This is a genomic window from Streptomyces sp. SID12488 (genome assembly GCF_010548275.1).
GTDB lineage: Bacteria > Actinomycetota > Actinomycetes > Streptomycetales > Streptomycetaceae > Streptomyces.
Window position 1 is genome coordinate 64052 of sequence record NZ_JAAGLT010000019.1, and the last position, 12466, is coordinate 76517.

At 71.2% G+C, this 12466-nt stretch carries 9 protein-coding genes and 1 riboswitch; of the genes, 8 read left to right on the top strand and 1 reads right to left on the bottom strand.

Annotated features, from left to right (window positions below; genetic code table 11):
• The first annotated feature begins 38 nt into the window (after positions 1-38).
• The 8 genes from G3I56_RS26290 (at position 39) to cobI (ending at position 11670) form a co-directional block, all read left to right on the top strand.
• The gene (locus tag G3I56_RS26290; protein ID WP_164316328.1) at positions 39-260 is read left to right on the top strand and encodes a hypothetical protein; all 222 of its coding nucleotides are present in this window, start codon (positions 39-41) and stop codon (positions 258-260) included.
• A 156-nt stretch (positions 261-416) separates the two neighbouring features.
• A riboswitch (cobalamin riboswitch) is annotated at positions 417-560 on the top strand.
• A gap of 97 nt (positions 561-657) precedes the next feature.
• On the top strand, positions 658-1644 hold the full coding sequence (locus G3I56_RS26295; RefSeq protein ID WP_164413053.1) for a cobalamin biosynthesis protein: 987 nt from the start codon (positions 658-660) through the stop codon (positions 1642-1644).
• Positions 1641-3164: a cobyric acid synthase gene (locus tag G3I56_RS26300; protein WP_164413055.1), complete on the top strand. Its 1524-nt coding sequence runs from the start codon at positions 1641-1643 to the stop codon at positions 3162-3164. The genes G3I56_RS26295 and G3I56_RS26300 overlap by 4 nt, the downstream gene beginning before the upstream one ends.
• Complete coding sequence (cobN, locus tag G3I56_RS26305) at positions 3161-6817, top strand: cobaltochelatase subunit CobN (RefSeq protein WP_164413057.1); 3657 nt, start codon at positions 3161-3163, stop codon at positions 6815-6817. Before G3I56_RS26300 ends, cobN begins: the two co-directional genes overlap by 4 nt.
• Positions 6814-8850: a putative cobaltochelatase gene (locus tag G3I56_RS26310; RefSeq protein ID WP_164413059.1), complete on the top strand. Its 2037-nt coding sequence runs from the start codon at positions 6814-6816 to the stop codon at positions 8848-8850. The genes cobN and G3I56_RS26310 overlap by 4 nt, the downstream gene beginning before the upstream one ends.
• Positions 8850-9449, top strand: a complete 600-nt coding sequence (gene cobO, locus G3I56_RS26315) for a cob(I)yrinic acid a,c-diamide adenosyltransferase (RefSeq protein ID WP_164413061.1) — start codon at positions 8850-8852, stop codon at positions 9447-9449. Before G3I56_RS26310 ends, cobO begins: the two co-directional genes overlap by 1 nt.
• A complete protein-coding gene (locus tag G3I56_RS26320) occupies positions 9443-10912 on the top strand; it encodes a cobyrinate a,c-diamide synthase (RefSeq protein ID WP_164413063.1) in 1470 nt (489 codons plus the stop codon). Before cobO ends, G3I56_RS26320 begins: the two co-directional genes overlap by 7 nt.
• Positions 10909-11670 (top strand): precorrin-2 C(20)-methyltransferase, encoded by a 762-nt coding sequence (gene cobI / locus G3I56_RS26325; protein ID WP_164413065.1) that lies wholly within the window; start codon positions 10909-10911, stop codon positions 11668-11670. The genes G3I56_RS26320 and cobI overlap by 4 nt, the downstream gene beginning before the upstream one ends.
• Positions 11671-11699: 29 nt before the next feature.
• On the opposite strand, the gene G3I56_RS26330 is transcribed toward cobI, so the two are convergent.
• The gene (locus G3I56_RS26330) at positions 11700-12440 is read right to left on the bottom strand and encodes a ZIP family metal transporter (protein ID WP_164413067.1); all 741 of its coding nucleotides are present in this window, start codon (positions 12438-12440) and stop codon (positions 11700-11702) included.
• Positions 12441-12466: the final 26 nt, after the last annotated feature.

Below are 12466 nucleotides of genomic sequence, written 5' to 3' on the forward strand. Positions count from 1 at the left end.
ACCAGGGCCTGTCGTAGCGAGAAGCAGAAGGAAGCAACATGAAGATCGACTGGGCAGCCCTCGGCTCCGTCTTCGGCGTCAGCCTCGTCATCACCGTGGCCATGGTGGGCGTGTTCACCCTCGGTATCGTCGGACTCTCGCGCCGCGAACGGGCGGTCGCGCAGGGCGAGTCGGCGGGTCTGGCCGTCACCGGCGCGTACGCGTGCTTCGCCGCCTGCACGGCAGTGGTGGCGTACGGGATCTATCTGATCGTGGCCTGATCCGGCCGGACACCCGGACACCTCCTCGTCGCCCGCTCCGACCGTGGCCGCCCTACCGGTGGTCACGGTCGGGGCGGGCGTTTTTCGTCGCCCCGATCCGGTCGTGGTGTGGGGCTCAGCACAGTCCTCCTTTCCAGGTCAACGGCAAGTTGACGGGTGTTCCGGGCCCGTGGTGGACTGCCGGAGCCATGTACGGCGGCAGAAGAGGAAGCCGGTGCGAATCCGGCGCGGTCCCGCCACTGTCACCGGGGTAGGTAACCCCGGGAGCCAGGAACTCTTGCCGCCGGTCTCGTCGAACCAGGGCGTGGACACCCTGAGTGAGGACATATCGCCATGTTCGGCTGCCGTTCGAGGTACAGCACCAGGTCGCTGCCCAACCCCACGGCCGGCTGAGCCGGTGCGTGCCGATCGCGTCTTCGCGTACGGCGCCACCGCCGGACTCCTCGGTGATCTGATCCTGGGCGATCCTCGCCGCGGGCATCCGGTCGCCGTGTTCGGGCGGGCCGCCGGCGCCGTCGAGCGGATGCTGTGGCGGGACCACCGGGGGTGGGGCGCGCTGCACACCGCCGTGTGTGTGGGAGGCGCCGTCTCCCTCGCCGCGGCGGCCGGTCGTGTCGTACGTCCGTCCCGTGCCGCTTCCGTCGCGCTCACCGCCACCGCGACCTGGGCCGTCGTCGGCGGTACCTCCCTCGGCCGGGAGGCACGGGCCGTCGGCTGGTACCTGGAGACCGGGGACATCGAGGGGGCACGGAAGCGACTGCCCCACCTCTGCGGACGCGATCCGCAGGCCCTCGACTCCGACGGGATCGCACGGGCCGTCGTCGAGTCCGTCGCCGAGAACACCTCCGACGCCGTGGTGGGCGCGCTGGTCTGGGGCGCCCTGGGCGGGGTGCCCGGACTGGTCGGGTTCCGGGCCGTCAACACCCTTGACGCGATGGTCGGGCACAGGTCGCAGCGGTACCGGCGGTACGGATGGGCCTCCGCGCGGCTCGACGACCTCGCCGGGTGGCCGGGGGCGCGGCTGACCGCCGTACTCGCCGCCGTCGCCGGCGGTGATCCGCGCGGGGCCATCGGGGCCTGGCGCGCCGATGCCGGACGCCATCCCAGTCCCAACGCCGGGCCCGTGGAGGCCTCGTTCGCGGGGGCGCTGGGGGTTCGGCTCGGCGGGACGCTGTCCTACGGGGGGCGGGTCGAGCATCGGCCCGTGCTCAACGGGGAGTCCGGGCGGGCCGTCGCCGTCCCCGACGTCGAACGGGCCGTACGGCTGTCGCGGCGCGTCACCTGGCTGGCCCTCGGTGTCAGTGTCGCCGGGCGGCTTCTCGCGAACGCGAGCATGAACAGACGCATGAACGGGCGCATGAACACGAAGGGGCGTACCTCATGAGTGGCGGGAGCCTCGGTGGTGGGCTGCTCGTCGCCGGGACCACCTCCGACGCCGGTAAGAGTGTCGTCACCGCCGGGATCTGCCGGTGGCTGGTGCGGCAGGGGGTCAAGGTCGCGCCGTTCAAGGCGCAGAACATGTCCCTCAACTCCTTCGTCACACGCGCAGGCGCCGAGATCGGGCGGGCGCAGGCCATGCAGGCGCAGGCGTGCCGGATCGAGCCGACGGCGCTCATGAACCCCGTACTGCTGAAGCCGGGGGGCGACCAGAGCAGTCAGGTCGTGCTCATGGGGAAGCCGGTGGGCGAGATGAGTGCGCGTGGGTATCACGGGGGGCGGCAGCAGCGACTTCTCGGGACCGTGCTGGAGTGCCTCGCCGAACTGCGGGGCACGTATGACGCGGTGATCTGTGAGGGGGCGGGTTCTCCCGCCGAGATCAATCTCCGGCGGACCGACATCGTGAACATGGGGATCGCCCGCAATGCCGGGCTCCCGGTGCTCGTCGTCGGTGACATCGACCGTGGCGGGGTCTTCGCCTCCTTCTTCGGGACGGTCGCCCTGCTGTCCCCCGAGGACCAGGCGCTCGTCGCCGGGTTCCTCGTCAACAAGTTCCGCGGGGATGTCAGCCTGCTGGAGCCGGGGCTCGACATGCTGCTCGGGCTCACCGGGCGGCCGACCTACGGCGTGCTGCCCTTCCGGCACGGGCTGGGCATCGACGAGGAGGACGGGCTGCGGGTGTCGCTGCGCGGCACGGTCCGGGAGTCGAACGTCGCGCCCCCGGTCGGGGAGGACGTGCTGCGCGTCGCCGTGTGCGCCGTCCCGCTGATGTCCAACTTCACCGACGTCGACGCGCTCGCCGCCGAACCGGGCGTCGTGGTGCGGTTCGTGGACCGCCCGGAGGAGCTGGCCGACGCCGACCTCGTCGTCATCCCCGGGACGCGGGGAACCGTGAAGGCGCTGGCGTGGCTGCGTGAGCGCGGGCTCGCGGACGCCATCATGCGCCGGGCAGCCGAGGGGCGGCCCGTGATCGGCATCTGCGGTGGCTTCCAGGTTCTCGGCGAGCACATCGAGGACGACGTCGAGAGCCGACAGGGCCATGTCGAAGGGCTCGGGGTCCTTCCCGTAAGGGTGCGGTTCGCCCGCGAGAAGACCCTCACAAGGCCGGTCGGGGAAGCCTTCGGCGAACAGGTCGAGGGGTACGAGATCCATCACGGGGTCGCCGAAGTCCTGGGTGGGGAGACCTTCCTGGACGGGTGCCGGGTCGGGAGCGTCTGGGGTACGCACTGGCACGGCTCGCTCGAGTCCGACGGGTTCCGGCGGGCGTTCCTGCGCGAGGTGGCCGCCGCCGCGGGCCGCCGCTTCGTACCGGCCGCCGACACCTCCTTCGCCGGGTTGCGCGAGGAACAGCTCGACCTGCTCGGCGATCTCGTCGAACAGCACGCGGACACCGACGCGCTCTGGCGGCTCATCGAGTCGGGCGCGCCGCAAGGACTGCCTTTCATTCCACCGGGAGCGCCCGCATGAGCACAGTGTTGTTGTTGTCGACCGCCGACACGGACCTGCTGGCGGCCCGGGCCGCTTCCGGTGCCTCGTACCGGATCGGCAATCCGACCCGGGTGGATGTCACGGAGGAACTGCCCGCGCTCGTCGAGGGCGCGGACATCGCCGTCGTACGGCTGCTGGGCGGCAAGCGGGCCTGGGAGGACGGGCTCGCCTATCTCAAGACGTCCGGTGTGCCCACCGTGCTGCTCGGCGGGGAGACGGTTCCCGACGCCGAGTTGATGGCCGAGTCGTCGGTGCCCGCCGGGGTGGTCGCGGAGGCGCTGCGCTATCTCGTCGAGGGCGGGCCCGCCAACCTCGTGGAGATGGCGCGGTTCCTGTCCGACACCGTGCTGCTGACCGGTGAGGGGTTCGACGAGCCGCAGAAGATGCCCGAGTACGGGGTGCACGGCTCGTACGCGCGGGAGAGCGGCCGTCCGACCATCGGGGTGCTCTTCTACCGGGCCCACGAGCTCAGCGGCAACACCGGGTTCGTCGACACACTGTGCGACGCGATCGAGGCCCGGGGCGCCAACGCCCTTCCCGTGTACTGCGGTTCACTGCGCGGGGCGGACGCGGGTCTGTACGAGCTGCTCGCCGGTGCCGATGCCCTGGTCGCCACCGTTCTCGCCGCCGGCGGTACGCACGCCTCGGAGGCCTCGGCCGGCGGTGACGAGGAGGCCTGGGACATCGGGGCGCTCGCCGACCTCGACGTCCCTGTGCTGCAGGGGCTTTGCCTCACGTCGTCGAGCGCCACCTGGGACGCGTCCGACGCCGCCCTCTCCCCCATGGACGCGGCGATGCAGGTCGCGATCCCCGAGTTCGACGGCCGGCTGATCACCGTCCCCTTCTCCTTCAAGGAGGACGGCCCCGGTGGCGTGCCTGTGTACCTCGCCGACCCCGAGCGGGCCGCGCGCGTCGCCGGAATCGCCGTACGGCACGCCCGGTTGAAGTACAAGCCGAACGCCGACAAGAAGCTCGCGCTCGTCTTCACCGCCTACCCGACCAAGCACTCCCGTGTCGGCAACGCGGTGGGCCTGGACACGCCCGCGTCGGCGGTACGGGTGCTGGACGCGCTGCGCGCCGCAGGCTACTCCCTCACCGAATACCCGGACAACGGGGACGAGTTGATCCACCGGCTCATCGCGGCCGGCGGGCACGACGTGGAGTGGCTGACGGAGGACCAGCTGGCCGCCGCGCCCGCGCGGGTGCCGCTGGCCGACTATCAGGCGTGGTTCGACAAGCTGGACGGTGGGCTGCGGGACGGGATGCTGGAGACGTGGGGCGAGCCTCCGGGCAACCTGTACGTCGACGGGGACGACATCGTCCTGGCCTCCCTGCAGTTCGGGAACGTCGTCGTGATGATCCAGCCGCCGCGCGGCTTCGGCGAGAACCCGATCGCGATCTACCACGACCCGGACATGCCGCCGTCCCACCACTACATGGCTGCCTACAGGTGGCTGGAGTCCTCGTTCGGCGCGGACGCGATCGTCCACATGGGCAAGCACGGCACCATGGAATGGCTGCCCGGCAAGGGACTTGGCCTGAGCAAGGGGTGCGGGCCGGACGCCGTGCTCGGTGAACTCCCCCTCGTCTACCCCTTCATCGTCAACGACCCCGGCGAGGGCACCCAGGCCAAGCGGCGCGGGCACGCCACGGTCGTCGACCACCTCGTACCGCCGATGGCGCGCGCGGACACGTACGGCGACCTGGCGAAGCTGGAGCAGCTCCTCGACGAGTACGCGCTTGTCTCCGACCTTGACCCGACGAAGGCGCCGGCGGTGCGCGCGCAGATCTGGACGCTGGTCAAGGCGGCCGAGCTGCATCACGACCTGCATGTGGACGACCAGCCGGACGACGACGCGTTCGACTCGTTCGTCATGCACATCGACGGCTATCTGTGCGAGATCAAGGACGTACAGATCCGCGACGGGCTGCACATTCTCGGCGGCGGCCCGGAGGCCGAACCGCGGGTGAACCTCGTCCTGGCGGTGCTGCGCGCCTCACAGGTGTGGGGCGGTACGGCGAACGCGCTGCCGGGTCTGCGGGCCTGTCTCGCCGAGCACTTCGGGCTGGTCGAGAAGGAGTTGCTGGCCGAGCCAGGGGCTCCGGTGAAGCTCGCGGTCGAGCTGACGGATCTCGTCGACGGGCCGGCTCGTTCGGCTGCCGACGCGATCGATCTGCTGGAGCAGCTGTGCCGGCGGCTCGCGGAGGGCATGGAGGAGCGGGCGTGGGAGGTCGCGACCGTTCCTGGTCTGGTGCGAGACGTGCTCGGGCTCGAACTTCCGGCCGCCGTCGCGGTGTTGGAGTTCGCCTGCCGTGAGGTGGTGCCCCGGCTGGCCCGTACGACGGACGAGATCACCCACATCCTCAAGGCACTCGACGGCGGTTTCGTCCCGGCGGGGCCTTCGGGTTCGCCCACGCGCGGACTCGTCAACGTCCTTCCGACCGGCCGCAACTTCTACTCCGTAGACCCCAAGGCCATTCCGTCCAGGCTGAGTTGGGAGGTCGGACAGGCGCTCGCCGACTCGCTCGTGCAGCGGTACGTGACCGACAACGGCGAGTATCCGACGTCCGTCGGTCTGACGGTCTGGGGCACGTCGGCCATGCGGACACAGGGCGACGACATCGCCGAGATCCTGGCGCTGCTGGGCTGCCGTCCGGTGTGGGACGACGCGTCGAGGCGGGTGACCGGGTTCGAGGTGGTGCCGGTGGCTGAGCTGGGGCGGCCTCGTATCGACGTCACGGTCCGTATCTCCGGGTTCTTCCGGGACGCGTTCCCGCACGTGGTCGGGCTGATCGACGACGCGGTGCGGGCGGTCGCGGAGCTTGAGGAACCGGCCGAGTCCAACTATGTGCGGGCGCATGTGGACGCGGATACGGCGGAGCACGGGGATCGGCGGCGGGCCACTGCGCGGATCTTCGGGTCGAAGCCGGGGGCTTACGGGGCTGGGCTGCTGCCGCTGATCGACGCGCGGAATTGGCGCAGCGACGCCGACTTGGCCGAGGTGTACGCCGTGTGGGGCGGTTACGCGTACGGGCGCGGGCTGGACGGGCGGGCGGCCCGGGGGGACATGGAGACGGCGTTCCGGCGGATCGCGGTGGCGGCGAAGAACGTCGACACGCGCGAGCATGATCTTGTCGACGCCGACGACTACTTCCAGTACCACGGCGGCATGGTCGCGATGGTGCGGCATCTGACGGGGGCGAGCCCCGAGGCGTACGTCGGGGACTCCGCGACTCCCGACCAGGTGAAGACCCGGACGCTGGGCGAGGAGACGCACCGCGTGTTCCGGGCCCGGGTGGTCAACCCGCGCTGGATGGCCGCGATGCGGCGACACGGCTACAAGGGCGCGTTCGAGATGGCCGCGACGGTGGACTACCTCTTCGGGTACGACGCCACGGCCGGGGTCGTGGACGACTGGATGTACGAGAAGCTCAGCGCCGAGTACGTCTTCGACCCCGAGAACCGGGACTTCATGAAGAAGTCCAACCCGTGGGCGTTGCGCGGGATCACGGAACGGTTGCTGGAAGCCGCCGACCGTGGGTTGTGGGCCGAGCCGGACGCCGACACCATCGAGCGGCTGCGCGCGACCTACCTGGAGCTCGAAGGCGATCTGGAGGGCGACGACAAGTGAGTACCCCCTTTCCGTTCACGGCCGTCGTCGGCCAGGAGGACCTGCGGCTCGCGCTGCTGCTGAACGCCGTCTCGCCTGCGGTGGGCGGTGTGCTGGTGCGTGGCGAGAAGGGCACCGCCAAGTCCACTGCCGTGCGTGCCCTTTCGGTGCTGCTGCCCGCGGTCGATGTTGTCGCCGGGTGCCGGTTCTCGTGTGATCCCGGGGCGCCCGATCCGGCCTGCCCTGACGGGCCGCACGAGGCCGGGGCCCACGAGTCCCGGGCCGCCCGGATGGTCGAGCTGCCCGTCGGTGCGTCCGAGGACCGTCTTGTCGGTGCCCTCGACATCGAGCGGGCGCTCGCGGAGGGCGTGAAGGCGTTCGAGCCGGGGCTGCTCGCCGACGCGCATCGCGGGATTCTGTACGTCGACGAGGTCAACCTGCTGCACGACCACCTCGTCGACCTGCTGCTGGACGCGGCTGCGATGGGCGCCTCCTACGTCGAACGTGAAGGTGTCTCCGTACGGCATGCGGCGAAGTTCCTGCTTGTCGGGACCATGAACCCGGAGGAGGGTGAGCTTCGGCCGCAGCTGCTCGACCGGTTCGGGCTGACCGTCGAGGTCGCGGCCTCGCGGGAGCCCGATCAGCGGGTGGAGGTCGTGCGGCGGCGGCTGGCGTACGACGACGATCCCGCCGGGTTCGCCGCGCGGTGGGCCGACGAGGAGTCCGCCGTACGGGCCCGGATCGTGGCAGCGCGGGAGCTGTTGCCGTCCGTGCGGCTGGGCGACGGGGCGCTGCGGCAGATCGCCGCCACCTGCGCCGCCTTCGAGGTGGACGGGATGCGCGCCGACATCGTGATGGCGCGGACGGCGGTCGCGCTGGCCGCCTGGGACGGCCGTACCGACGTGCTCGCGGAGGATGTCCGGCAGGCCGCGCTGCTCGCGCTGCCTCATCGGCGGCGGCGGAATCCCTTTGACGCGCCCGGACTTGACGAGAACAAGCTCGACGAGACGTTGGAGGAGTTCGGCGGGCAGGGGTCGGGGGCGGACGGTGAGGACGAGGATCCTGACCCTGATCCCGATCCTGGGTCGGACGGGCCCGGGGGTGGCGGTGGTCAGGCCCCGGAGTCCGACGACGGTCCGCAGGGGGACGACGCCGGTGCGCGGCCCGAGGCCGGGGAAGGCGGGGAGCCGCAGCCCTCGGGGGCAGGTTCCGGCGAGCAGCAGCCCGTGCGGGCCGGTGAGCCCTTTCGTACCAAGGTGCTGAGCGTTCCCGGTGTGGGTGAGGGTGCCGCCGGACGGCGGTCGCGGGCGCGTACCGAGCGGGGGCGGACGACGGGGTCCCGGCGGCCTCAAGGGGCGCTCACCAAGCTGCACCTGGCAGCCACCGTGCAGGCCGCCGCGCCGCATCAGTTGGCGCGGGGGCGGGTCGGGCGTGGGCTGGTGGTGCGGCGGGACGATCTGCGGCAGGCGACGAGGGAGGGGCGCGAGGGGAATCTCGTGCTGTTCGTCGTCGATGCCTCGGGGTCGATGGCGGCCCGGCAGCGGATGAGTGCCGTCAAGGGCGCTGTGCTGTCGTTGCTGCTCGATGCCTATCAGCGGCGGGACAAGGTGGGGCTCGTGACGTTCCGGGGGACGGCGGGCGATGTCGCTCTGCCGCCGACCTCGTCCGTGGACGCGGCGGCCGTTCGGCTGGAGTCGCTGCCGACCGGTGGGCGTACGCCGATCGCGGCGGGGCTGCTGAAGGCGCACGACGTGCTCCGGGTGGAGCGGATGCGGGATCCGGCCCGGCGTGCGCTGGTGGTGGTCGTGACCGACGGGCGGGCCACGGGTGGCCCGGACCCGGTCGCGCTGGCCGGGCGAGCGGCTCGTCTGTTCGCTGCCGAGGGGGTCGCTTCCGTGGTCGTGGACTGTGAGTCCGGGCCGGTACGGCTGGGACTCGCCGGGCAGCTCGCGGGTGAGCTCGGGGGTACGGCGGTGACGCTCGACGAGTTGCGGGCGGACTCCATCGCCGGTCTGGTGAGGGATGTGCAGGGGACTTCGAGGAGGGCCGCGTAATGCCGCAGGGACAGCCGAGTGTCGTACCGGACGACGGTCTGACGACCAGGCAGCGGCGTAACCGGCCGCTTGTCGTCGTGCACACCGGGATCGGGAAGGGCAAGTCGACCGCCGCTTTCGGGCTCGCTCTGCGCGCCTGGAACCAGGGGTGGCCCATCGGGGTGTTCCAGTTCGTCAAGTCGGCGAAGTGGAAGGTGGGCGAGGAGAACGCGCTCCGGGTGCTCGGGGCCAGCGGTGAGGGCGGCACCGTCGACTGGCACAAGATGGGCGAGGGCTGGTCCTGGGTCCAGCGCGACGAGCAGCTCGACAACGAGGACAAGGCCCGGGAGGGCTGGGAGCAGGTCAAGCGGGATCTCGCCGCCGAGACGTACAAGCTGTACGTGCTGGACGAGTTCGCCTATCCCATGCACTGGGGATGGGTCGACGTCGACGAGGTCGTCGCTGTGCTGCGGGAGCGGCCCGGGAATCAGCATGTGGTGATCACCGGGCGCAACGCCCCGGAGAAGCTGGTGGAGTTCGCGGATCTGGTGACGGACATGTCCAAGGTCAAGCATCCGATGGACACCGGGCAGAAGGGCCAGCGGGGGATCGAGTGGTGACATCTGTGCCCCGGCTGGTCATCGCCGCGCCCTCCTCGGGCAGCGGCAAGACCACCGTTGCCACGGGGTTGATGGCCGCGTTCGCCGCGCGGGGGCTTGCCGTGTCTCCGCACAAGGTGGGGCCGGACTACATCGATCCCGGGTATCACGCGCTCGCCACCGGGCGGGTGGGGCGGAATCTCGACGCGTACATGTGCGGGCCCGAGCTGGTCGGGCCGTTGTTCGTGCACGGGGCGCGCGGGTGTGACATCGCCGTGGTCGAGGGCGTCATGGGGCTGTACGACGGGGCCGCGGGCGAGGGTGAGCTCGCGTCCACGGCTCAGGTGGCCAAGTTGCTGCGGGCGCCGGTGGTGCTGGTGGTGGACGCGTCTTCGCAGTCCCGGTCGGTGGCGGCCCTCGTGCACGGGTTCGTGTCGTGGGATCCCGAGGTGCGGGTCGGGGGCGTGATCCTCAACAAGGTCGCGTCGGACCGGCACGAGGAGATGCTGCGGGAGGCGTTGGAGTCGGTGGGGGTGCCTGTGGTCGGGGTGCTTCGGCGGGCTCCGCAGGTGGATGTGCCTTCTCGGCATCTGGGGTTGGTGCCGGTTGCCGAGCGGCAGGGGGAGGCGGTGGCGGCTGTTGCGGCCATGGCCGCGCAGGTTTCTGAAGGGTGCGATCTCGAGGCGCTGTGGGGGTTGGCGCGGGGGGCCGGTGACTTGGCGTGTGTGGGGTGGGATGCAGGTGAGGCCTTGTTTTCCTCGCCCCCGCCGCCCCTTCCCGTCCCGTCCTTGGGGGCTGCCGCCCCCAGACCCCCGCTGTCGGCCCTGAAGGGGCCTCGTCCTCAAACGCCGGACGGGCCGGGGGTGCCGGGCGGTGCCTCAGAAGTGATTGTTGCTGTCGCCGGCGGAGCCGCGTTCACCTTTTCCTATGCCGAGCATGTCGAGTTGTTGCGGGCCGCCGGGGCCGAGGTTGTTGTGTTCGATCCGCTTCGGGACGAGCAACTGCCCGACGGGACACGCGGGTTGGTCATCGGGGGTGGGTTTCCCGAGGTGTTCGGGGCCGAGTTGTCCGCCAATGAGCCGCTGCGCAAGTCCGTCGCCGCTCTTGCCGGGAGTGGTGCGCCCGTTGCCGCCGAGTGTGCCGGGTTGCTGTATCTGGGCCGGGAGTTGGACGGGCGGCCCATGTGCGGGGTGCTCGATGCCGGTGCCCGGATGAGTGATCGGCTCACCCTCGGCTATCGGGACGCCGTGGCCGTGAGTGACAGTTCGCTCGCGGTGGCCGGTACCCGGATGCGGGGGCACGAGTTTCACCGGACCGTCGTCGAGCCCGGGGCGGGTGCTTCTTCCGCCTGGGGTGTGCGGGGTGCGGAGCGGCGGGTCGAGGGGTTTGTACAGCGCGGTGTGCACGCGAGCTATCTGCACACGCACTGGGCGTCGGCGCCCGGTGTCGCCCGTCGGTTCGTGGAGAGGTGCCTGACGTCATGAGCAGCGAGAGCGGTGTGAGCGGTACGGGAATCAGCAGGCTTGTCGGTGTGGGGGTCGGGCCCGGTGATCCCGAACTCGTGACCGTCAAGGGCGTCAACGCGTTGCGCGGCGCCGATGTCGTCGTCGTGCCCGTGATGGACACCCTTGAGCGGGGGCGTGCCGAGGCCACCGTGCTGCACTACGTGGACGCCGAGAAGATCGTCCGGGTCGTCTTCGCGCTCAACGAGCGGTCCGACCATGGTCGGCGTGAGGCCGCCTGGGATGCCGCCGGTGCTCGGGTCGCGGAGTTGCTCGGCGCGCATTCCGTCGTGGCCTTCGCGACCATCGGCGACCCCAACGTGTACTCGACGTTCACCTATCTCGCCCACACGATCGGGCAGCTGGTGCCGTCCGTCGTCATCGAGACCGTGCCCGGTATCACCGCGATGCAGGACTTGGCGGCGCGGTCGGGGGCCGTGCTCACCGAGGGGACCGAGCCGCTCACCCTCGTGCCCGTGACCGCGGGGGCGGCTGTGCTCAAGGAGGCGCTCAACGGGCCGGGCACCGTCGTGGCGTACAAGTTCGGGCGGCAGGCCCAGGAGGTCGCCGAGGCGTTGCGGGAGAGCGGGCGGATCGGCGACGCGGTGTGGGGGTCGGCACTGGGGCTGGACGGCGAGTCCATCCGGCCCGCCGACGAACTCGACGGTGAGCCGCTCCCGTACCTCTCCACGCTCATCGCGCCCGCGCCACGCGACGGCGGCAGGGGCGGCAAGTTGTGAACCACCGCCTCGACGGCACATGCTCGGGCTCAGCCCGACAGGCCCACCACCAGCCAGATGAACGCGGCGCCCGCGATCGTGCACAGCACCGTCGAGTGGGTGGGGTGTTCGTGGTGGGCCTCGGGGAGGATCTCGGCGGCGGCGAGGTAGAGCAGTACGCCGGCAAAGAGGCCGAGATAGCCGCCGAGCGCCTGTTCGGGGATCGTGAAGAACAGGGTCGAGGCCGCGCCCACGACCGGTGCCACCGCGTCGGCGAACAGCATGGCCAGGGCCTTACGGCGGGCGTTTCCGTACAGACTCGTGATCGTGTACGTGTTGAAGCCGTCGGCGAAGTCGTGGGCGATCACCGCGAGCGCGACCGCGAGGCCCATACCGCCGCCCACCTGGAAGGCGGCGCCGATCGCGACGCCGTCCATCGCGCTGTGGCCGACCATCGCGGCGGCGGCCGTCAGGCCGACCTGGGGCGTCCGGCCGCCGTGCTCGCCGGTCCCCTCGGTGGCACCGTGCGAGGCCTGTCGTACGGCGAGCAGACGTTCCACCAGATGGGCCAGCAGGAAACCGGCGACGAACAGCAGCAGCGCGGCCGGTACGCCGAACACCTCCTGGCCCGCCGCGTGCAGCGCCTCGGGCAGCAGGTCGAGGCCGACCACGCCCAGCATCAGGCCGCCGGCCAGGCCCAGGACGAGATGGCGGCGGTCGGTCACACGCAGTGCCGTCCAGCCGCCGGCCAGCGTCATCAGGAACGCGCCGAGCGCGACGAAGACCGCCATGTGCCCTTGCTATCCGATCAACCCGC

Coding starts and splice junctions, on each gene's coding strand:
- G3I56_RS26290 (WP_164316328.1), top strand. CDS start 39: ATGAAGATCGACTGGGCAGCCCTCGGCTCCGTCTTCGGCGTCAGCCTC.
- G3I56_RS26300 (WP_164413055.1), top strand. CDS start 1,641: ATGAGTGGCGGGAGCCTCGGTGGTGGGCTGCTCGTCGCCGGGACCACC.
- cobN (WP_164413057.1), top strand. CDS start 3,161: ATGAGCACAGTGTTGTTGTTGTCGACCGCCGACACGGACCTGCTGGCG.
- cobO (WP_164413061.1), top strand. CDS start 8,850: ATGCCGCAGGGACAGCCGAGTGTCGTACCGGACGACGGTCTGACGACC.
- cobI (WP_164413065.1), top strand. CDS start 10,909: ATGAGCAGCGAGAGCGGTGTGAGCGGTACGGGAATCAGCAGGCTTGTC.
- G3I56_RS26330 (WP_164413067.1), bottom strand. CDS start 12,440: ATGGCGGTCTTCGTCGCGCTCGGCGCGTTCCTGATGACGCTGGCCGGC.